We start from the raw sequence: 20515 nt of genomic DNA, 5'->3' as shown, positions 1-20515 counted from the left end.
GCACGGAAGGCCCTGGCCAGAGCCTGCGGCCCCGGCTATCGAGCCGCTTTCGCGGTCAGCTGTTCAGGCGCTGGCCTTGACCGCCGGCTGCGGATTGGCATGGAAGAACACGTGCTCGACTATCGGCCCGACCGCCACCTGGCCGACCTCCTGGTAGCCCTGGCGCTTGTAGAACTCCAGGTAGTGTTCGTCGCCGGTGTCCAGTACCACGCCACGGGAGCTGCCGTCCTCGGCGCACCAGTTGTGCACGGCCTCGAGCAGCTGCTCGCCGAGGTGCTGGCCCTGGAATTCCGGGTGCACGCCGAGCAGCGGCAGCAGGTGGTAGGCGCCGGGCGGCAGGCAGGCCAGCACGGCCTCATGGTATTCCAGATAGCGCCGGGTGCAGCGAAAGCCCGCGGTCAGCAGCATGCGCATGCGCCAGGCCCAGCTCTCGGTAATGTCCATGCGCCGCTGCGGCGGTGCGATCAGCGCCATGCCGACCAGCCGGTCATCGATCAACAGGCCCAGCGCCGGCAGCTCCTCGCGAAAGTGCTGCAGGACCAGTTCGCGCACCGTGGCCCGTACCCGCTGGTCATAACCGCTGCGCCCGGCCTCGAACAGGTAGGCGAAGGTCGGCTCGTGACGATAGGCCTGATACAGCAGCGAGCGCGCTTCACGCGCGTAGCCGCCATCGAGCTGGCGAATCTCCGCAGGGCTATTGGACATAGGCGCGGCCTCTGTTGTTATTGGGTTATCGTGGTCTAGGCCCACGGTAGCACCGCTACCGGGTGCCTGCCAGGCGACTGGCCGCCGGCCGGGTGGATCGGCTAGCATCCCCGGCTTTCCAGCCAGAAGCCCCAGGACCTGCCGCCCATGAAGATAGTTTCCTTCAATATCAACGGACTGCGTGCGCGCCCCCATCAGCTGGCGGCGTTGATCGACAAGCACCAGCCGGACGTGATCGGCCTGCAGGAGACCAAGGTCGCCGACGAGCAATTTCCCGAGGCCGAGATCCGCCAGCTTGGCTACCACGTCCACTACCACGGGCAGAAGGGCCACTATGGCGTCGCCATGCTCTCGCGTCAGGCGCCGCTGGCCCTGCACAAGGGCTTTCCCGATGACCCCGAGGATGCCCAGCGGCGCTTCATCTACGGTACCTACGCCGATGCCCAGGGCAACCCGGTGACCGTGATGAACGGCTACTTCCCCCAGGGCGAGAATCGCGACCACCCGCTCAAGTTCCCGGCCAAGCAGCGCTTCTACGCCGATCTGCAGCAGCTGCTGCGCAGCCAGTTCCAGCCGCAGCAACCGCTGGTGGTGATGGGTGACATCAATATTTCCCCGCAGGACTGCGACATCGGCATCGGCGAGCCGAACCGCCTGCGCTGGCTGAAGACCGGCAAGTGCAGCTTCCTGCCGGAGGAGCGCGAATGGCTGGCCGAACTGAAGAACTGGGGCCTGGTTGACAGTTTCCGCCAGCTCCATCCGAGCGTGGACGACCGTTTCAGCTGGTTCGACTACCGCAGCCGCGGCTTCGAGGATGAGCCCAAGCGCGGCCTGCGCATCGATGTGATTTTCGCCTCCCTGGGCCTGCAGGCGCGGATCAAGGACGCCGGCATCGATTACCAGCTGCGCGGCATGGAAAAACCCTCCGACCATGCGCCGATCTGGCTGGAGCTGAGCTGATTCGCCGCCGACTCAGACTCGCGGCCGGATAACTGCTGCCCGGCCGCAAGCCCCGGTCCAGAGCGCCCGCCTCTCACTCGACTGTCACATTACAGTCATCTTTCTGTCTTATCGTCGCGGCATCCTCATCCACCCATACAAGGTGTCTGTCGCATGCCGCGCGCCCAGCCTGCCCGCTCCCGTCAACCCCGCAGTCGAGTCGCAACCTGGCTGTGGCTCGGCTTCGCCTGCTGCCTGCTGCCCGCCTGGGCCTTCGCCGCCCTGCCGCTCCCGGCGGATGAGCGCAGCGTACTGCGCATCCAGGGTTCCAATACCATCGGCGCGAAACTCGCCCCGGCGCTGGCCAAGGGGCTGCTCGAGCAGCAGGGCCTGAGCGCGATCGAAGTGCGCCCCGGGCCGGTACCGAACGAACAGTCGATCAGCGGCCGAGCGGGCGATGGCCGCCTGGTGACCATCGAAGTGGCTGCCCACGGCTCCAGTACCGGTTTCGTCGCCTTGCACGATGGCAGCGCCGACCTCGCGGCCTCGTCGCGGCCGATCAAGGACAGCGAAGTCAGCGCCCTGGCAGCGCTGGGCAACCTCAAGAGCCACGCCGCCGAGCAGATCATCGCCATCGACGGGCTGGCGATCATCCTGCATCCGAGCAACCCGATCGCGGCCCTGCGCACCGACCAGCTGGCCCGGGTATTCGCCGGCGAGATCGACGACTGGGCACAGCTCGGTGGCGGGCGCGGGCGGATCAACCTGTATGCGCGCGACGACAACTCCGGCACCTACGATACCTTCAAGGAGCTGGTCCTGGCAGCGAACGGCAAAGCCCTGGCGGCCAACGCCCAGCGCTTCGAGTCCAGTGAGCAGCTGTCCGATCTGGTCAGCCAGGATCCCCAGGGCATCGGCTTCATCGGCCTGCCCTATATCCGCCAGGCCAAGGCCCTGGCGATCGCCGCGGGCGACTCGCACGCCATGCCGCCAAGCGAGACGCTGATCGCCACCGAGGACTACCCGCTGTCGCGGCGGCTGTTCCTGTACAACCAGCCGGACCTGCAGAACCCCTGGGCCAAGGCACTGGTCCGCTTCGCCCATAGCCCGCGCGGGCAGGCCATAGTGGCGCAGAACGGCTTCATCGCGCAGACCGTGCAAGCCGTGCGGGTTACGCCCGACCAGGCCATGCCCAGCGCCTATCAGGCCCTGGCCCGGGACGCCAAGCGGCTGTCGGTGAACTTTCGCTTCGCCGAGGGCAGCGCCACGCTCGACAACAAGGCCCAACGCGACCTCGAGCGACTGCTCGACTACCTGAAAAGCCAGGGCAAGCTGCAGCGCCAGGTGGTGCTGGTCGGCTTCGGCGACGCCAAGGCCGACCCCGCGCGCGCCGAGCTGCTGTCCAAACTGCGGGCCATGGCGGTGCGGCGTGACCTGGCGAAACAGGGGGTGATCTTCCGCGATATCATCGGCCTCGGCGACGAACTGCCGGTGGCGGCCAACGATGGCGATGAGGGACGAATCAAGAATCGCCGGGTCGAAGTCTGGGTCTATTGACCAGCGCCAGGCTGTCGGGGCTTGGCAGCAACCGCCGCCAGCGCTAGCCTGATAGTTGCGTGACGCCGGGCCCCTCTGGCGGTGAGCCCTCACCGCGATGTCGGAGTCACTGAGTCGATTTTCACTCAGGCAGACATTCAGGGAGGGCTTGTGGACGCTCTACTGGCTTTTTTCAATACCCCGCTGTTCGGCACCCCGGGTTGGTTCTGGCTGGCCTTCCTGGTGCTTATCCTCGGCCTGCTGATCCTCGACCTCGGCGTGCTGCACCGCGATCAGCATGTGATCGAGATGCGCGAGAGCCTGCTGCTGTACAGCGGCTACTTCAGCATCGGCCTGGCCTTCGGTGCCTGGATCTGGCTGCAGTTGGGCGCCACCAAGGCACTGGAGTACTACACGGGCTTTCTCGTCGAGCAGTCGCTGTCCATGGACAACGTCTTTGTCATGGCGATGATCCTCGGCTACTTCGGCGTGCCGCGCCGCTACCAGCACCGCGTGCTGTTCTGGGGCATCATCGGGGTGATCGTGCTGCGGGCCATCATGATCGGCCTGGGCACGGCGCTGGTGCAGCGCTTCGATTGGGTGCTCTACCTGTTCGGCGCGTTCTTGCTGCTCAGCGGTTTCAAGATGCTGCGTGGTCAGCAGCAACCCGAGCAGCACCCGAACCTGGAGCAGAACCCCCTGGTGCGTTTCCTGCGCCGGCATGTTCGGGTCAGCGATGACTTCCACGGTGGCCGCTTCTGGGTCCGCTTGTCCGACCCGGCCAGCGGCAGGCCACTGCTCTATGCCACCCCGCTGCTGCTGGCACTGGTACTGATCGAGCTGGCCGACCTGGTGTTTGCGGTGGACAGCGTGCCGGCGGTGCTGGCCATTTCCCAGGATCCGTTCATCGTCTACACCTCGAACATCTTCGCCATCCTCGGCCTGCGCTCGCTGTACTTCGCCCTGGCGGCGCTGATGCACCGCTTCATCTACCTCAAGTACGCCCTGTCCCTGGTGTTGATGTACATCGGCGGCAAGATCCTCCTGCACGATCTGTTCGAGGTGCCCGCCCTGCTGTCTCTTTGCGTGACGCTGGGACTGCTGGCCGGCGGCGTCCTGGTCTCCCTGCTCGGGACCCGTGAGCGGGCCAGGCTCGATCGACAGCACAGCCAGCGCTGACCTTGATTCGCCGATGGATGCGACCGCAAGGCCCGCCCATGCGGGCCTTGGGGGACGCGGCGAAACAGGCTCAGCGACTGGCCTGCATCGCCTCGCGGGACATGTACTTGCCGATCTCGAACTTGCCGATCGCCGCGCGGTGCACCTCGTCCGGGCCGTCGGCCAGGCGCAGGGTGCGCTGCATGGCGTACCAGTAGGCCAGGGGGAAGTCGTTGGACACCCCGGCGCCGCCGTGGATCTGGATGGCGCGGTCGATCACCTTGAGCGCGACGTTGGGCGCCACCACCTTGATCTGGGCGATCTCGCTGGCGGCGATCTTGTTGCCGACGGTGTCCATCATGTAGGCCGCATTGAGGGTCAGCAGGCGAGCCATGTTGATTTCCATGCGCGAGTCGGCGATCAGGTCGATATTGCCGCCCAGGCGCGCCAGCGGTTTGCCGAAGGCGGTGCGGTCGACGGCGCGCTCGCACATCAGCTTGAGGGCGCGTTCGGCCATGCCGATCGAGCGCATGCAATGGTGGATACGGCCCGGACCTAGGCGGCCCTGGGCGATCTCGAAACCGCGACCCTCGCCGAGGATGACGTTCTCATAGGGCACCCGCACGTTGTCGAACAGCACCTCGGCGTGGCCGTGGGGCGCGTCGTCGTAGCCGAACACCGGCAGCGGGCGCAGCACCTTGACTCCGGGGGCGTCCATCGGCACCAGGATCATCGAGTGCTGCTGGTGACGCGGCGCATCCGGGTTGGTCAGGCCCATGAAGATCATCACCTTGCAGCGCGGGTCGCAGGCCCCGGAGGTCCACCACTTGCGGCCGTTGATCAGCCACTCGTCGCCCTGGCGCACGGCGCTGGCCTCCATGTTGGTGGCGTCGCTGGACGCCACGCCCGGCTCGGTCATGGCGAAGGCCGAGCGGATCTCGCCGCTGAGCAATGGCTCGAGCCACTGGCGCTTCTGCGCCTCGCTGCCGTAGCGCACCAGCACCTCCATGTTGCCGGTGTCCGGCGCGGCGCAGTTGAACGGCTCGGGGCCGATCAGCGAGCTGCCCATGATCTCGGCCAGGGGCGCGTACTCGGTGTTGCTCAGGCCGGCGCCCAGCTCCGAGTCAGGCAGGAACAGGTTCCACAGCCCCTCGGCCCTGGCCTTGGCTTTCAACTCCTCCATGATCGCGGTCGGCTGCCAGCGGTCGCCTTCGGCCACCTGCTGCTCGAACACGGCCTCGGCCGGATACACATGGGCCTCCATGAATGCGCTCACGCGCTCACGCAGTTCCTGAACCTTGGGGGAGTAGGCGAAATCCATGGGGCTACCTTTTTGCGGGAATTGAATGAAGTCTCGACGACGTGAAAAAGATGCTAGAGCAGGGTTATGGATTTATCTAACCTATTTTCATCGTGTATAAACATTCATCACCGATATATGATCCACCCCCATGGATAACCCTCGGAGCCTGCAAGGAATGAATCTCAACAAAGTTGATCTCAACCTGTTCGTCGTCTTCGATGCCATCTATTCCGAGGCCAACCTGACCCGTGCCGGGCAGATCGTCGGCATCACCCAGCCGGCCGTGTCCAACGCCCTGGCCCGCCTGCGCGAGACCTTCAACGACCCGCTGTTCGTGCGTACCGCCCAGGGCATGGTGCCCACGCCCATGGCGCAGAACATCATCGGCCCGGTGCGCAGCGCCCTGCAGCAGCTGCGCATCTCGGTGCAGGAGAGCCGTACCTTCAATCCGGCCCAGGCGAGCAAGACCTACCGCATCAGCATGACCGACCTGACCGAGGCGGTGATCCTGCCAGCGCTGTTCCAGCGCCTGCGCCGCCTGGCGCCGCAACTGGTGATCGAGAGCATGCTGGCCAAGCGCCGGGAAACCACCAAGGAACTGGCCGCCGGGCGCCTGGATTTCGCCGTCGATGCACCGCTCAATACCGACCCGCAGGTGCGCCACGTCAAGTTGCTGGAGGACCGCTACGTCTGCGCCATGCGTCCCGGCCATCCGCTGGCCAAGGACAGGATCAGCCTGGACGAATACCTGGGCCTGACCCACATCCATATTTCCAGCCGCCGCAGCGGCCTCGGCCATGTCGACCTGGCCCTCGGCAAGCTGGGCATCCAGCGCAAGATTGCGTTGCGCTCCCAGCACTACCTGATGGCCACCACCGTGATGCAGGGCACCGACATGGTAATGACCGTGCCCGAGCGCTTCGCCCGGCGCAACGCGCTGCACCATGTCGAGCTGCCGGTCAACGGCGTGCCGACCCTGGAAACCCACCTGTACTGGCATGAAAGCACCGACCAGGACCCCGCCAACCGCTGGATGCGCGAACAGATCATCGAAATCTGCCAGCAGGTCGCCACCCAGGAACGGAAGCTCGAAACCGCCGCGCCATGAACTGGCTACAGGCCATGGGACCATTCGTGCGGACGCGCCTTGGCAGGCGCCGGGGCATGACTTAAGGTGCGGGGACTTGCTGGCGCTTTGCTTGGGAAGGTTCGATGCGCACTCTGCTGTTGGTTTACTGCTTGTTGCTCGGCACCGCCGAGGCCCGCGAGGTGCTCATCGTCGGCAACAACTACGGTGCTCCCAAGATCTACGCGCAGAACGACCAGCCCAGCGGCCTGCTGGTGGATATCCTCAGCTACGCCGATGCCTCCCTGCCCCAGCACCAGCTGACCCTGCACCTGTATCCCTGGGCGCGGGCCTACTGGATGGCCCGGGAGCACCAGGCCGGCATCGTCGGCCTGAGCTGGACCGCCGAACGCCAGCAGATCTTCGACTATTCGATACCGCTGTTCTACGACGAAGTGCTGGTGGTGGTGCGCCGGGACCGGGCCTTCGACTTCGCCGGCCTGGACGACCTGGCGGGTCGCCGCGTCGGCCTCGGCGCCGGTGGTAGTTTCGGCGAGGATTTCGAGCAGGCTCGCCGCCGCGGGGCCTTCGAGGTGATCGAGGACAACGGACCTGTGCCGCGCTTGAAGAAACTGCTGGCCGGGCGAATCGATGCGGCGTTGATCAATCCCGGGCTGGCCAGCCTGCAGTGGGCCATCGGCCAGGACCTGGTACTGCGCAAGCGGGCCGGCGAACTGCTGGCCTTGCCGCAGCCACTCAAACGCGACGCCAACTACCTGGGCTTTCACAAGAGCATGGCCATGGGTGAATTTCTCGAGGCGTTCAACGCGGTGATTCAGCAGGGCTATGACAGCGGCGAGATTCCACGGCTGCTCGAACGCTCCTCCCGCCCCGTGGCGCAGGAGTCGGCCGCCCCTGCCGGCGAATCGGTGCCGCTCTAGGTCGCAGCCGGGTTCAGGCGCTGTCGCGCAGCACCACTTCGAAGCCGACATCGATTCGCTGGCTGGGTGGCTGCTCGCCGCGCATCAGGGTCAACAGCATCTGCGCGGCCAGTTCGCCGACCTTGCCACGGGTGGTGCGTACCGTGGTCAGCGCCGGGTGCACCCAGGCCGCGGCCGGCAGGTCGTTGAAACCGGCGATGGCCAGGCGCTGGGGTACCGCCAGGTTCAGTTGCCGGGCGCGAAACAGGGCACCGAGGGCCAGGTCGTCGTTGTTGAAGAACACCGCATCGATCTGCGGCCACTGTTCCAGCAGGCGGTCGAGCAGGCTGGCGCCCAGGCCGATGGACGACAGTTCGGGGGTCAGCAATTCCAGCGTCGGGTCATGGCGCCCGGCTTCGCGCAACGCCTGCCGATAGCCTTCGGCGCGCTGCAAGGTGCGCGGATCGAGCTGCGCCGCGGCGAAGGCGATCTGCCGGTAGCCACGCGCAATCAGGGCCCGGGTCATGGCCGCCCCCGCCTCCTGCTGGGAGAAGCCGACGCAGTAGTCGTCCGGTGCGTCGCTCAGTTCCATCATGCTGACGATCGGCCCGCGGTAGCCGCCGAGAATCTCTCGCGCCGCATCGCTGCGCTCGAAACCGGTGAGCAGCAGGCCGGCCGGCTGGTGCGCCAGGTAGGCGCGCAGCAGGCGCTCGTCCTCTTCCGCGCGGTAGTGGCTGACGCCGAGCATCACCTCGAAGCCGGCGGGCATCAGCGCCCGCTGGATCGCCTCGGCGGTGTCGACGAACACCGAGTTGGACAGCGAGGGAATGATCACCGCGACCAGATTCGAGCGTGAGCTGGCCAGCGCCCGCGCCGCCGAATGGGGCACGTAACCGAGCTCCTTGACCGCCCGCATCACCTGCTCGCGCAGGGCATCGGAGACCATGTCCGGCTGCGACAGCGCCCTTGAGGCGGACATCAGCGAGCAGCCGGCGGCCTTGGCCACATCGGACAGGGTGACGCGTTCGGCGGTGCGACGTCGACGCTGGCTCATGACAGTTCCCTGGACAAGAAGCCGGCGATTCTACCAGCTGAAAAAAAGCGCGGGATACGCCGCCCTGGGCCGGCAGCATGCAACCACCGGCAAACCCGGCGTAACCCGCGAAAACTCATCAGTGAGCGGCCTTGGCAGCCTCGGCCTGGACCTGGTCGAACAGCTCCTGGCCGACGGTGTCGACCACCTGCTGGATCGCCGGCTGGGCGATTTCGCGCATCAACTGGACCTGCTCGGCACTGATCTCGTTGACCTGCATGCCGTTGGCCTTGAGCTGGGCCAGGGCCTTGGCGGCCTCGGCGCGGGTGTCCTGGCGCTCGAAGTCACGGGCCTTGATCGCCGCCTGCAGGATGATCGCCTGCTCGCGCTGCGACAGGCCGTCCCACCAGCGCTTGGAGGCGGTGACGATCCATGGGCTGTACACGTGATTGGTCACGGTCAGGTACTTCTGCACCTCGTAGAACTTCGACGAGAGGATGGTGTTGAAGGGGTTTTCCTGGCCATCCACGGCCTTGGTCTCGAGCGCGGTGAACAGCTCGGAGAACGGCAGCGGCACGGCGTTGGCGCCCATCAGCTTGAAGGTCTCGAGGTAGACCGGGTTGGGCATGACACGCAGCTTGATGCCGGAGAAGTCCTCGACCTTGGCGATCGGACGGACGTTGTTGGTCATGTTGCGGAAACCGTTCTCCCAGTACACCAGGCCTACCAGGCCCTGCGCTTCCAGCTTGTCCATGACCTGGCGGCCGATCGGGCCATCGAGCACGGCGTCGGCCTGTTGCTCGCTGCTGAACAGGAAAGGCGTATCCCACACCGCCATTTCCTTGCTGATGCCGACCAGGGTCGCGGTGGAGCCGACCATCATCTCCTGGGCGCCGCCGATCAGGGCGTTCTGCATCTGGTTGTCGGCGCCGAGGCTGGCGGAGCCGAAGGTGCGGACCTTGAGCTTGCCGTCGGAGGCTTTGGCCACTTCCTCGGCCAGCAGCTTGGCGGCGCGGCCCTGGTTGCTGTCCTCGTTGAGGCCATAACCGAAGCGGATCATCCGCGAGCGAATCTCGTCGGCCTGGGCGGTAAGCGTGGCCAGCGGGCTAAGCAGGGTGGCGGCAGCGAGGCCGGCGATCAGGAAGCGTTTCATGGGGCTAGTACCTTTGTTGTTGTGGATGCGTACGGGTTGGGACCGGAGGCCCCGGGTGGGTTGCGCAAGATGCCTCAGCGCAGCCATGCCAGCGGCACCGTGACGATTTCAGGCACGGCGATCAGCAGCACGACTATCGCCAGGTAGATCAGGAAGAACGGCATCACCCCGCGCACCAGCACGTCCATGCGTAGGCGACCGATGCCGCCGACTACGTTGAGCACCGTGCCCACCGGCGGGGTGATCAGGCCGATGGAGCCGATCAGCACGAACATCACGCCGAAATACACCGGGTCGACGCCGGCCTTGACCGCGATCGGCGCCAGCACCGGGGCGAGGATGAGGATGGTCGGGGTGAGGTCCAGAACCATGCCCACGGCGATCATCAGCAGCATGATCGCCGCCACCAGCAGCTGCGGATGGTCGGCCAGCGGGCCGAGCATGGCGCCGATCTCGTCCGGCAGCTGGGCCAGGGTGACCATGTAGGCCGACACCGTCGCCGCCGCGCAGAGGAACATCACCGAGGCGGTGGTACGGCTGGCGCGGGTCATCGCCTCGACCAGGGCGCTCCAGTTCAGCTCGCGGTACAGCAGGGTCGACACGCCCAGGGCATAGACTGCCGCGACCACCGCCGCCTCGGTCGGGGTGAAGATGCCGAAGCGCAGGCCGCCGACGATGATCACCGGCAGCATCAGCGCCGAGGCGCCGTCGAGCAGGGCCGCGCGGCGTTCGGCCCGGCTGGCCTTGGGCGGGGTCGGTTCGGTGAAGCCGCGGGCGATCAGGGTCCAGGCGAGAATCAGCCCGCCGCCCATGATCAGCCCCGGCACCAGGCCGGCCATGAACAGCTGGCTGATCGAGGTGTTGGTGACCACGCCATAGATGACGAAGGGCATCGACGGCGGAATGATCGGCGCGATGATGCCGCCGGCGGCCACCAGGCCGGCCGAGGCATGCAGCGGGTAGCCGCGCTGACGCATCATCGGCAGCAACAGGGTGGCCAACGCCGCGGTATCGGCCAGGGCCGAACCGGACATGCTGGCCAGCAGCACCGCCGCGGCGATGGCGACGAAGCCCAGGCCGCCGCGCTTGTGGCCGACGAAGGCCTGGGCCATGGCGATGATGCGCTTGGAGATGCCGCCGGCGTTCATCAGCTCGCCGGCGAGGATGAAGAACGGCACGGCCAGCAACGGGAAACTGTCGGCGCCGGCCAGCAGGTTCTGCGCCAGCAGCTGCACGTCCCAGAACTCCAGATACCACATCAGCACCGCGCCGGTGAGGATCAGGGCGAAGGCGATGGGCATGCCGAAGGCCATGAAGCCCAGCAGGGAGGATAGGAAAACCGCGACTGTCATCGGTGGGTCCTCGGTGGGCGGTGCCCGGTCTTGTTATGGGAAGATTCGTGGCTCATGGCCGGCTCAGTCGACCGTCACATTGGCCAGCGAGGAGGCCGCTTCATCGGGGCTGCGCCAGAGGTTGACCAGCTGCACCAGGGCCAGCAGCGTCAATACCGCCATGCAGGCCAGCACCGGCAGCATCGCCAGGGCCAGGGGGTAGCCGACCACCGGGCTGTTGATGCTCCAGCCGAACTGCAACTGCTGCCAGGCGCCCCAGCTCGCCAGGGCGCTGGCGGCGGCCACCAGCAGCCAGCTGGCCGAGTCGACCAGCAATCGCGCGGCCTTGGGAAAGCGGTCGCGAATCATGGAAAAGCTCATCAGCTCGCCGCGGCGCATGCTCGAGGCCACTCCGACGAACACCAGCCAGACGAAGGCCAGGCGCGACAACTCCTCGGCGCCGGACCAGCCGGAGTCGAAGGCATAGCGCAGCACCACGTTGCTGAACACCACCAGCACCATGAAGCCCATCAACACGGCCATCAGGCCATCGGTCAGGCGGTCGAACAGGCGCGCCAGGCCACCCCGGTAGATCGGCGTGCCCGTCAGGTGTACGCCGCCGCCATTGATAGCGCTATCAAATTCCTGCGCGGAAAGGTCCACCCGTTCGGCCATTTCCGCCTCCGTGGAGCTTTGGCGCACCCAGGTGCATACCTGCTCAACCACGTCGGCGCGGCTCTGGGTGCCGTCGACGGTCAACACACCTGGCTCGCCGTCCGGCGCTTCCAGGGTGGCGAACTGGCTGTCGACCAGGGAGGTCGGCATGAAGTGACCGGGACGCCCCCCCACGCGCTGCAGGGCGGTGGTGTGATCGATATGCAGGTGGGCGAAACGCAGGCCCGGTACGGCGGCGCGCAGGCGCTCACGGTAGCTGAGCTTGAGCGCCGAGCAGGCCAGCACGAAGCCCTCGCCAGCGGCCTGGGCGGCCTGCATCTCGGCGATCAGCGCGTCCAGCCAGTGCACCCGGTCGGCGTCGCTCAGGGGGATGCCGGCGCTCATGCGCTCGACGTTTTCGCGGGGGTGGAAGCGATCGGCCTCGATGTGCCGCCAGCCAAGTGCGGTGGCGACGGCCTGGCTGATGTCGCTCTTGCCCGAACCGCTGACGCCCATCACCACCAGGGTGCGGTCAGCCGGCACGAGGCCATGGGCAGGGAGGCAAGTAGTCATGGATTCTCCGGGGCGCCATCGGTGTGGCGTCGTTTTGTTTGGCCGGATGTTAGCGCTATCAGGATCGTTCGACAACCTTGATTTTGACCTGATATCGCCCAGGTGCGCGCGGCGCACCCTACTCTGGCCAAGCAGGAGGGAGCGCCGGACCGGAGTGAGTCCGGCTCATCGTAGGGTGCGCTATGCGCACCAGCCCTGTCAGCGCGCGCCCTAAGCGAAGCCTCAGAGGCTGCGCGCGATGACCAGGCGCTGGACGTCGCTGGTGCCTTCGTAGATCTGGCACACGCGCACGTCGCGGTAGATGCGCTCGACCGGGAAGTCCTTGAGGTAGCCGTAGCCGCCGAGGGTCTGGATGGCTGCCGAGCAGACCCGCTCGGCCATCTCCGAGGCGAACAGCTTGGCCATCGAGGCCTCGTTCAGGCAGGCCAGGCCGGCCTCGCGCAGGCTGGCTGCGTGGTGGACCATCTGCCGTGCCACGGCGATCTCGGTGGCCATGTCGGCCAGGCGAAAGGCCACCGCCTGGTGTTCGATGATCGGCTTGCCGAAGGCCTCGCGTTCGTGGGCATAGTCGCGCGCGGCCTCGAAGGCCGCGCGGGCCATGCCCACGGCCTGGGACGCGATGCCGATGCGCCCGCCCTCGAGGTTGGACAGGGCGATGCGGTAGCCCTCGCCCTCCTCGCCCAGGCGCAGGCTGACGGGAATGCGCAGGTCGTCGAACTGGATCTGGCAGGTGTCCGAGGCGTGCTGGCCGAGCTTCTCTTCGACCCGCACCACCGAGTAGCCGGGGGTGTCGGTGGGCACGATAAAGGCGCTGATGCCCTTCTTGCCCGCTTGCGGATCGGTCACGGCAAACACGATGACCATGCCGGCATGGCTGCCGGAGGTGATGAACTGCTTGCTGCCATTGAGCACGTAGTGGTCGCCGTCGCGCCGGGCGCGGGTCTTCAGGCTGCTGGCGTCGGAGCCGGCCTGGGGCTCGGTGAGGGCGAAGGCGCCGAGCATCCTGCCTTCGGCCAGGGGCCGGAGGAAGCGCTGCTTCTGCGCCTCGCTGCCGAATTTGAGGATCGGCATGCAGCCCACCGAGTTGTGCACGCTCATGATGGTCGAGCAGGCACCGTCGCCGGCGGCGATTTCCTCCAGGGCCATGGCGTAGGCCAGATGGCCGGTCTGGGCACCGCCCCACTCCTCCGGGACCAGCATGCCCATGAAGCCCAGCTCGCCCATTTCCTTCAGGGCCTCGGCCGGGAAACGGTGCTCCCGATCCCATTCGGCGGCGAACGGCTTGAGCCGCTCCTGGGCGAACTGGCGGGCCATGTCGCGGATCAGCAGCTCTTGTTCAGCAGGAATCATGGGGCTCTCCCGGTTCAGTTCAGCAGTTCGATGGCCATGGCCGTGGCCTCGCCACCGCCGATGCACAGCGAGGCGACGCCGCGCTTGAGGTCGTGCTGGCGCAGGGCGTTGAGCAGGGTCACCAGCACCCGCGCCCCGGAGGCGCCAATCGGGTGGCCGAGGGCGCAGGCGCCGCCATGCACATTGAGCTTGTCGTGGGGAATGTCCAGGTCGTGCATGGCCGCCATCGGCACCACGGCGAAGGCCTCGTTGATCTCGAACAGGTCGACTTCGGCCAGCGTCCAGCCGGTGCGGTTCATCAGGCGCTGCAGGGCGCCGACCGGGGCGGTGGCGAACAGCTTGGGCGCATGGGCGAAGCTGGCGTGGCCACGGATCGCCGCCAGCGGCGTGAGGCCGCGTTTCTGCGCCTCGGACAGGCGCATCAGCAGCAGCGCCGCGGCGCCATCGGAGATCGAGCTGGCGTTGGCCGCCGTCACCGTGCCGCCCTCGCGGAAGGCCGGCTTGAGGCTGGGGATCTTGTCCGGGCGAGCCTTGGGCGGCTGCTCGTCGCTGACGATGCTGCGCAGTTCGCGCCCTACCCTGGCCTCCACTGCGACAATCTCGTCCTTGAAGCGCCCTTCGCTCATGGCCTTCTGCGCGCGGGTCAGCGAGGCGATGGCGAAGGCATCCTGCTGCTCGCGGCTGAAGCCGTAGGCCTCGGCGCAGTCCTCGGCGAAGGTGCCCATCAGGCGGCCCTTGTCGTAGGCGTCCTCCAGGCCATCGAGGAACATGTGGTCGAGCACCCGGCCGTGGCCCATGCGGTAGCCGCCGCGCGCCCGCTCCAGCAGGTAGGGGGCGTTCGACATGCTCTCCATGCCGCCGACGACCACCACTTCGGCACTGCCGGCCAGCAACAGGTCATGGCCGAGCATCGCCGCCTTCATGCCCGAACCGCACATCTTGTTCACCGTCGAGCACGGCGTGCCCTGGTCCAGGCCCGCACCGAGGGCCGCCTGGCGCGCCGGCGCCTGGCCCTGGCCGGCCTGCAGCACGCAGCCCATGATCACTTCCTGCACGGCATCGGCCGCCAGCCCGGCGCGTTCCAGGCTGGCGCAGATCGCCGCGGCGCCCAGCTCGGCGGCGCTGACCTCCTTGAGCTCGCCGAGAAAGCCGCCCATTGGCGTGCGCGCGGCGCTGACGATTACCACCGGATCGGATTGCCTGTTCATGTCGCTGTACCTCTTAAGCCGATTCCGGGCGGCCCGGATGGGATCCGCGCTGCCCATTCTTTTGACAACGTTACTTGGCCGCCATGCGCAGGGCGCCATCCAGGCGGATGACCTCGCCGTTGAGCATGGAGTTCTCGATGATGTGACACACCAGCGCGGCGTACTCGTCCGGGCGGCCCAGGCGTGGCGGGAACGGCACGTTGGCGGCCAGGGAGTCGCGCACCTCCTGGGGCATGCCGGCCATCATCGGCGTCTCGAAGATGCCCGGGGCGATGCACATCACGCGGATCCCCGAGCGCGCCAGATCCCGCGCCGCCGGCAGCGTCATGGCCGCCACCCCGCCCTTGGAGGCGGCATAGGCGGCCTGGCCCATCTGCCCGTCGAAGGCGGCCACCGAGGCGGTGTTGACGATCACCCCGCGCTCGCCCTCCTCGTTCACCTCGCCCCGGGCCATGGCCTCGGCGGCCAGGCGCAGCATGTTGAAACTGCCGACCAGGTTGACCTGAATGACCCGATTGAAGCTCTCCAGGCCGTGGGCGCCGTTGCGTCCCAGGACCTTCTCCGCCGGGGCGATGCCGGCGCAGTTGACCAGCCCGTGCAGGCCACCGAAGGCCTCGACGGCGGCGGCCACTGCGCGACGGCCGTCGTCCTCGCGGGTGATATCGGTCGGCACGAAGCGGGCATTGCCGCCCAGTTCCTCGGCCCGCGCCGCGCCGGCCTCAGCGTTGATGTCGGCGAGGACGACCTTGCCGCCCTGGGCCACCAGCTCACGGGCGGTGGCCAGGCCCAGCCCGGAGCTGGCGCCAGTCAGCAGAAACACTCGGTCTTCGATACGCATGCTTTCGACTCCTTATTCAATGGGCGGCCGCCTGGGCCTTGGCGATCTCCTGGTTGCGCAGGAGAAAGCGCTGGATCTTGCCGCTGGGGGTCTTCGGCAGTTCGTCGACGAACGCCACCTCACGGGGGTAGGCATGGGCCGACAGGCGTCTGCGCACATGCTGCTGCAGTTCTTCGGCCAGTGCAGCCTCGGCGCGGTACTGGCCGTGCAGCACGACGAAGGCCTTGACCAGCTCGGTGCGTTCCGGGTCCGGCTTGCCGATCACGGCAGCCTCGATCACCGCCGGGTGCTCGATCAGCGCGCTCTCCACATCGAAGGGGCCGACCCGGTAGCCGGAGGTGGTGATCACGTCATCGCTACGGCCGACGAAACTGATGCTACCGTCCTCGTTCAGCTCCACGGTGTCGCCGCTCAGGTAGTAGTCGCCGACGAAGGCCTTGGTCGGCAGGCCCTGGTAACCCGGAAACCAGAACAGTGGCGAGCGCGGCCGGTCGACGGCGAGGATGCCGGGCTGCCCTGCCGGCAGTTCGCGCTGCTGCTCGTCCAGCACCACCACCCGATGGCCGGGTATGGCGAAGCCGGCGGCGCCGACGCGCACCGGGTGGGCCAGTGCATGATGGTTGCACAGCACCATGCCCAGTTCGGTCTGGCCGTAGTGGTCATGGATGGTGGTGCCCAGGCCGCCTTCGAACCAGCGGATCACCTCCGGGGTCAAGGGCTCGCCTGCGCTGCTTACCGCACGCAGGCGGCCCTTGAGTTGCGCTTCGACCTGTTCCTTGGCCGCCAGCAGCAGGCGATAGGCTGTGGGTGAGCCTGCCAGATTGGTGATGCCGTACTTGCGGATGATCCGGCAGGTGCTCTCCACGCTGAACGAACCTTCGTAGAAGGTCGTGGCGTGGCCCATGGCCAAGGGGCCGGTCACCGCGTAGTACAGGCCATAGGCCCAGCCCGGATCGGCCAGGTTCCAGAACGCATCGTCCTCGCGCAGGTCCACGGCGTCGCGCAGATAGCCGACGAACGCCAGGATCGCCTTGAGCGGCACCGGCACGGGCTTGGCCAGGCCGGTGGTGCCGGAGGTGAACATCATCAGGAAGGGGTCTTCGGCGCTGCGCATGACCGGTTCGAATTCGCTCGAATGGCGCTCCAGCTCCTCCCAGAAGCTGAACTCGCCGCTCTGGATGTCCTGATCCCGAGCGCCGGCGACCGTGACGATCATTGGCACGCCCTGCACCTCATCGAGCTTGGCGCGGTTGGCCGCGTCGGTCACCACCAGTCTGGCGCCGGAACTCTGCACCCGGTGTTCGATGGCCTTGGGCCCGAAGGCGGTGAACAACGGCTGATACACCGCGCCCAGGCGCCAGGTACCGAGCACCGTGATCAGCAGCTCGACGGTACGCGGCAACAACCCGGCCACGCAGTCGCCGGGGCGCACGCCTTGGGCCTGGAGGAAGTTGGCGAAGCGCGCGGCTTGCTCTTTCAATTCGCAGAAACTGTAGCGCGCGCTGTCACCCTCGCGGCCCTCCCAGAACAGGGCGATGCGCCCGGGCACGGCATGCCGGTCACAGCATTCGACGCAGGCATTGAGTGCATCCAGCGACCCCGAGAGGGTCGTGGCTACGGCAGTCGGATAATCGAACTCGCGGGCGGCGGTCAGGTAATCGCGCATCGGGGTAACTCCCGGTTGTTGTTCTTTGGAGTACCGCCAATAGTCGGAGGCGCGCGCCCTGGCGGCAATGTCGACAGGCGTCAACCTGACTGAGCGGTTTGGACAACCCGGCTCAGGCCGAGGGCGCCTCCGGGTGCATCAGCGCGCGATACTGCCCCGGTGTGGTGCCGGTCCATTTCTTGAACGCCTTGTAGAAGGCACTGGCATCGGCGAACCCGAGCTCGAAAGCCAGCTCGGCAAAGTTGCCGGCGCCGCCGTCCAGGCGGGCGATGGCCAGGTCACGGCGTACATGGTCCTTGAGCCCCTGGTAGGACTGGCCCTCTAGTGCCAGCTTGCGCCTCAGGGTCGAGGGCGCCATGTAGAAATGGGCGGACAATGCCTCGAAATCCGGCCAGCGTTCGGCCTTGAGGTCGCGCAGGTAGGCCTTGATTCGCGCGCCGTGACTCTGCGGGTCACGGTAGCGCACCAGGATATTGGCCGGCGCCCCGGCGAGGAAACGCCTGAGCTCGCGCTCGCTGCGGCGCACCGGTTGCGCCAGGCATTCGGCGTTGAACAGCAGGCGGCTGTGGGGCCGACCGAAGCGCAGGTTAGTGGTGAACATCACCCGGTAGTCGCCGATATAGTCCGGCGCCGAACAACGCAGCTCGGCCGCCAGGATCGGGATGCGCCTTCCGGCCAGCCAGCAGGCCAGGCCATGCACGATCATCCACAGGGTGAAACAGGCGAAGGCCCGGCTGCCCTGCCCCGGCGCCTCCTCGATGACGATGGCCGCCATTCCGCCCTGGCGTTCCAGACGCGGGGCAAAACCCTCTAAGACCAACCGCAGGAAGGCCAGGGCGCTGTCCAGGGCCGTTCCGAGGGTCGGCTCGCGCAACGCTGCCTTGGCCATGAAAGCGAAACTACCGACCTTCATCCGCCGCGGGTTCATGCCGAAGAACTCGTCATCCATCGCCTGTGCCAGCGCCCGCCACAGCCGTGCATAAGCCTGGGCGGGCACCCGCGCGTTACCCTTGCCGAGCAGTTCTGCCGCGATGCCGGCCCCGACCAGCAAACCACCGGCGTCCAGGCCCCGCGCCTGCCATTCGCGCAGGGCCTCACCCACCAGCCTGACGGAGATGGTGCCCTTCTCGACCGTTGCGTCGGTCATGCTGCCCCCGCGCCCTGCCGCATCAGGGCGCCGCCTGCCCCAGTTCCGCCAGCATCTGCTCGCGCATGCGGAACTTCTGCACCTTTCCGGTCACCGTCATGGGGAAGGCATCGACGAACTTGAAATAGCGCGGCACTTTGAAGTGGGCGATATTGGCCTTGCAGTAGGCCCGCAGGGCCTCCGCATCGCAGACATGGCCGGGGTGCAGCTGGACCCAGGCGGCGATCTCCTCGCCGTACTTCTCGTCCGGCACACCGATCACCTGCACGTCCGCCACCGCCGGATGGCTGAAGAGGAACTCCTCGACCTCTCGCGGATAGATGTTTTCGCCGCCGCGAATGATCATGTCCTTGCTGCGCCCGACGATTCGCACGTAGCCCTGCTCGTCCATCACTGCCAGATCGCCGCTGTGCATCCAGCGCCCCGGATCTATGGCCTCGGCCGTAGCCTGGGGGTTGTCCCAATAGCCAAGCATCACGCTGTAGCCGCGGGTGCACAGCTCGCCGGTCTCGCCCCGGGGCAGGATGCGCCCCTCGGCGTCGACTATCTTGCTCTCCAGCTGCGGCTGGGTGCGGCCGACGCTGGTCACCCGCAGCTCCAGCTCGTCGTCGGCGGCGGTCTGCAGCGACACCGGGCTGGTCTCGGTCATGCCGTAGGCGATCTGCACCTCGCCCATGTGCAGATCGTCGATCACCCGGCGCATCACCTCGATCGGGCAGGTGGCGCCGGCCATGATCCCGCTACGCAGGCTGGACAGGTCGAACTCCGCGCGGCGTGGATGATCCAGCGCGGCGATGAACATGGTCGGCACCCCGTACAGGATGGTGGCACGTTCCTCGGCCACCGCCAGCAGGGTGGCCTCGGGCTCGAAGCTCGGCGCCGGGTAGATCATGGTGCTGCCATGGGTCAGGCAGCCGAGGTTGCCCATCACCATGCCGAAACAGTGATACAGCGGCACCGGGATCACCAGGCGGTCCCGTTCACTCAGGCCCAGACTCTCGCCGACCATGTAGCCGTTGTTGAGGATGTTGTAGTGGCTCAGGGTCGCGCCCTTGGGCGAGCCGGTGGTGCCGGAGGTGTACTGGATATTGATCGGCTCATCGAACTGCAGCAGCGCCTGGCGCTCGGCCAGCTGTTCTGGGGCGACCTCCGCGGCCAGGCCCGCCAGCTCATGCCAGCAGAGGAAACCCGCCGGCGCCTGGCGCGCCAGGCTGATCACCCCGCGCAGCCGCGGCAGCCTTGCGCTGCGCAGGGTACCCGGCTGGCTGCTGGCCAGTTCCGGTAGCAGCGCCACCAGCATGGCGTGGTAGTCGGAGGTCTTGAAGGCGTCGGCGCAGATCAGCCAGGCGCAACCGGACTGCTTCAGGGCGTACTCCAGCTCGCTGCCGCGGTAGGCTGGGTTGATGTTGACCAGAACCGCCCCGACCTTGGCCGTGGCGAACTGGGTGATGCACCACTCGGCGCAGTTGGGCGCCCAGATACCCACTCGTTCGCCCTGCTGCACGCCCAGTGCCAGCAGGGCACTGGCGCAGCATTCGACCTGCTCGGCCAACTCGGCCCAGCTGTAACGCAGGCGCTGGTGACGCACTACCAGGGCTTCGCTCTCGGCGAAGCGCGCCACCGTGGCATCGAAGGCCTGGCCTATGGTCATGGTCAGCAGCGGCTTGTCCTGGGGGCCGCGGGTGTAGCTGAGATGGTTCATAGCTTCCCTTCTTGTAGTTGTCATGGATTCTGGCTAGCCGCAGACGGTTTTGTCGTCGCCGCAAATTTACGTTGACGTTAACGTAAGCAAGCCACTGCTGCCTGTCCATAATCTTTTTGTCGAATGCCGCATGAAGAGCGACCACTACTCTGACGCTTACGCAACCAGAGCGTGACCACGCTAGCACTCCAATGAATCGGGGCTATGCTGATCAGCGCAACTGGGACCATAGT

Annotated in this window: 17 protein-coding genes; 5 read left to right on the top strand and 12 right to left on the bottom strand. The window is 66.9% G+C overall.

From position 1 onward, the window contains the following. Positions 1 to 63: 63 nt before the first annotated feature. Positions 64 to 705: a GNAT family N-acetyltransferase gene (locus LPB260_RS01195; protein WP_208706835.1), complete on the bottom strand. Its 642-nt coding sequence runs from the start codon at positions 703 to 705 to the stop codon at positions 64 to 66. 147 nt (positions 706 to 852) lie between these two features. On the opposite strand from LPB260_RS01195, the gene xthA reads away from it, so the two are divergent. The 3 genes from xthA (at position 853) to LPB260_RS01180 (ending at position 4359) form a co-directional block, all read left to right on the top strand. Continuing rightward, positions 853 to 1665 (top strand): exodeoxyribonuclease III, encoded by an 813-nt coding sequence (xthA, locus tag LPB260_RS01190; protein WP_208706834.1) that lies wholly within the window; start codon positions 853 to 855, stop codon positions 1663 to 1665. A 153-nt stretch (positions 1666 to 1818) separates the two neighbouring features. Next, entirely contained in the window at positions 1819 to 3201 is a 1383-nt protein-coding gene (locus tag LPB260_RS01185) for a substrate-binding domain-containing protein (protein ID WP_208706833.1), read from the top strand. 150 nt (positions 3202 to 3351) lie between these two features. Continuing rightward, complete coding sequence (locus LPB260_RS01180) at positions 3352 to 4359, top strand: TerC family protein (RefSeq protein ID WP_208706832.1); 1008 nt, start codon at positions 3352 to 3354, stop codon at positions 4357 to 4359. A gap of 70 nt (positions 4360 to 4429) precedes the next feature. Here the strand turns inward: LPB260_RS01180 and LPB260_RS01175 are convergent, their stop codons facing one another. Continuing rightward, a complete protein-coding gene (locus LPB260_RS01175; protein ID WP_208706831.1) occupies positions 4430 to 5659 on the bottom strand; it encodes an acyl-CoA dehydrogenase in 1230 nt (409 codons plus the stop codon). A 157-nt stretch (positions 5660 to 5816) separates the two neighbouring features. On the opposite strand from LPB260_RS01175, the gene LPB260_RS01170 reads away from it, so the two are divergent. Further along, on the top strand, positions 5817 to 6749 hold the full coding sequence (locus tag LPB260_RS01170; protein ID WP_208706830.1) for a LysR family transcriptional regulator: 933 nt from the start codon (positions 5817 to 5819) through the stop codon (positions 6747 to 6749). Positions 6750 to 6853: 104 nt separating this feature from the next. Then, positions 6854 to 7648: an ABC transporter substrate-binding protein gene (locus tag LPB260_RS01165; protein ID WP_208706829.1), complete on the top strand. Its 795-nt coding sequence runs from the start codon at positions 6854 to 6856 to the stop codon at positions 7646 to 7648. A gap of 13 nt (positions 7649 to 7661) precedes the next feature. On the opposite strand, the gene LPB260_RS01160 is transcribed toward LPB260_RS01165, so the two are convergent. From LPB260_RS01160 to LPB260_RS01115, 10 genes are all read right to left on the bottom strand, one after another. After that, entirely contained in the window at positions 7662 to 8681 is a 1020-nt protein-coding gene (locus tag LPB260_RS01160) for a LacI family DNA-binding transcriptional regulator (protein WP_208706828.1), read from the bottom strand. 118 nt (positions 8682 to 8799) lie between these two features. Beyond that, positions 8800 to 9813: a TRAP transporter substrate-binding protein gene (locus LPB260_RS01155; protein WP_208706827.1), complete on the bottom strand. Its 1014-nt coding sequence runs from the start codon at positions 9811 to 9813 to the stop codon at positions 8800 to 8802. 74 nt (positions 9814 to 9887) lie between these two features. Then, the gene (locus LPB260_RS01150; protein ID WP_208706826.1) at positions 9888 to 11165 is read right to left on the bottom strand and encodes a TRAP transporter large permease; all 1278 of its coding nucleotides are present in this window, start codon (positions 11163 to 11165) and stop codon (positions 9888 to 9890) included. 63 nt (positions 11166 to 11228) lie between these two features. Next, on the bottom strand, positions 11229 to 12314 hold the full coding sequence (locus LPB260_RS01145) for a gluconokinase, GntK/IdnK-type (RefSeq protein ID WP_208709993.1): 1086 nt from the start codon (positions 12312 to 12314) through the stop codon (positions 11229 to 11231). Positions 12315 to 12593: 279 nt separating this feature from the next. Beyond that, a complete protein-coding gene (locus LPB260_RS01140; protein ID WP_208706825.1) occupies positions 12594 to 13721 on the bottom strand; it encodes an acyl-CoA dehydrogenase family protein in 1128 nt (375 codons plus the stop codon). A 14-nt stretch (positions 13722 to 13735) separates the two neighbouring features. Beyond that, positions 13736 to 14929, bottom strand: a complete 1194-nt coding sequence (locus LPB260_RS01135) for an acetyl-CoA C-acyltransferase (RefSeq protein WP_208706824.1) — start codon at positions 14927 to 14929, stop codon at positions 13736 to 13738. 70 nt (positions 14930 to 14999) lie between these two features. Beyond that, positions 15000 to 15767 carry a 3-hydroxyacyl-CoA dehydrogenase gene (locus tag LPB260_RS01130; protein ID WP_208706823.1) on the bottom strand — a complete coding sequence of 256 codons (768 nt, stop codon included), beginning with the start codon at positions 15765 to 15767 and terminating at the stop codon, positions 15000 to 15002. Between the two features lie 16 nt (positions 15768 to 15783). Continuing rightward, positions 15784 to 17433 carry an acyl-CoA synthetase gene (locus tag LPB260_RS01125; RefSeq protein ID WP_208706822.1) on the bottom strand — a complete coding sequence of 550 codons (1650 nt, stop codon included), beginning with the start codon at positions 17431 to 17433 and terminating at the stop codon, positions 15784 to 15786. 112 nt (positions 17434 to 17545) lie between these two features. After that, positions 17546 to 18580 (bottom strand): AraC family transcriptional regulator, encoded by a 1035-nt coding sequence (locus tag LPB260_RS01120; protein ID WP_208706821.1) that lies wholly within the window; start codon positions 18578 to 18580, stop codon positions 17546 to 17548. 22 nt (positions 18581 to 18602) lie between these two features. Further along, on the bottom strand, positions 18603 to 20282 hold the full coding sequence (locus tag LPB260_RS01115) for an AMP-binding protein (protein ID WP_208706820.1): 1680 nt from the start codon (positions 20280 to 20282) through the stop codon (positions 18603 to 18605). Positions 20283 to 20515 lie beyond the last annotated feature (233 nt).

The organism is Pseudomonas sp. LPB0260, assembly GCF_013388395.1.
This window is presented reverse-complemented; position numbering and strand designations above follow the sequence as displayed.

Bases quoted from the DNA above. Each gene is read 5' to 3' on its own strand.
- LPB260_RS01195 (WP_208706835.1), bottom strand. From the start codon at position 705: ATGTCCAATAGCCCTGCGGAGATTCGCCAGCTCGATGGCGGCTACGCG.
- xthA (WP_208706834.1), top strand. From the start codon at position 853: ATGAAGATAGTTTCCTTCAATATCAACGGACTGCGTGCGCGCCCCCAT.
- LPB260_RS01185 (WP_208706833.1), top strand. From the start codon at position 1,819: ATGCCGCGCGCCCAGCCTGCCCGCTCCCGTCAACCCCGCAGTCGAGTC.
- LPB260_RS01175 (WP_208706831.1), bottom strand. From the start codon at position 5,659: ATGGATTTCGCCTACTCCCCCAAGGTTCAGGAACTGCGTGAGCGCGTG.
- LPB260_RS01170 (WP_208706830.1), top strand. From the start codon at position 5,817: ATGAATCTCAACAAAGTTGATCTCAACCTGTTCGTCGTCTTCGATGCC.
- LPB260_RS01165 (WP_208706829.1), top strand. From the start codon at position 6,854: ATGCGCACTCTGCTGTTGGTTTACTGCTTGTTGCTCGGCACCGCCGAG.
- LPB260_RS01160 (WP_208706828.1), bottom strand. From the start codon at position 8,681: ATGAGCCAGCGTCGACGTCGCACCGCCGAACGCGTCACCCTGTCCGAT.
- LPB260_RS01155 (WP_208706827.1), bottom strand. From the start codon at position 9,813: ATGAAACGCTTCCTGATCGCCGGCCTCGCTGCCGCCACCCTGCTTAGC.
- LPB260_RS01150 (WP_208706826.1), bottom strand. From the start codon at position 11,165: ATGACAGTCGCGGTTTTCCTATCCTCCCTGCTGGGCTTCATGGCCTTC.
- LPB260_RS01145 (WP_208709993.1), bottom strand. From the start codon at position 12,314: ATGGGCGTCAGCGGTTCGGGCAAGAGCGACATCAGCCAGGCCGTCGCC.
- LPB260_RS01140 (WP_208706825.1), bottom strand. From the start codon at position 13,721: ATGATTCCTGCTGAACAAGAGCTGCTGATCCGCGACATGGCCCGCCAG.
- LPB260_RS01135 (WP_208706824.1), bottom strand. From the start codon at position 14,929: ATGAACAGGCAATCCGATCCGGTGGTAATCGTCAGCGCCGCGCGCACG.
- LPB260_RS01130 (WP_208706823.1), bottom strand. From the start codon at position 15,767: ATGCGTATCGAAGACCGAGTGTTTCTGCTGACTGGCGCCAGCTCCGGG.
- LPB260_RS01125 (WP_208706822.1), bottom strand. From the start codon at position 17,433: ATGCGCGATTACCTGACCGCCGCCCGCGAGTTCGATTATCCGACTGCC.
- LPB260_RS01120 (WP_208706821.1), bottom strand. From the start codon at position 18,580: ATGACCGACGCAACGGTCGAGAAGGGCACCATCTCCGTCAGGCTGGTG.
- LPB260_RS01115 (WP_208706820.1), bottom strand. From the start codon at position 20,282: ATGAACCATCTCAGCTACACCCGCGGCCCCCAGGACAAGCCGCTGCTG.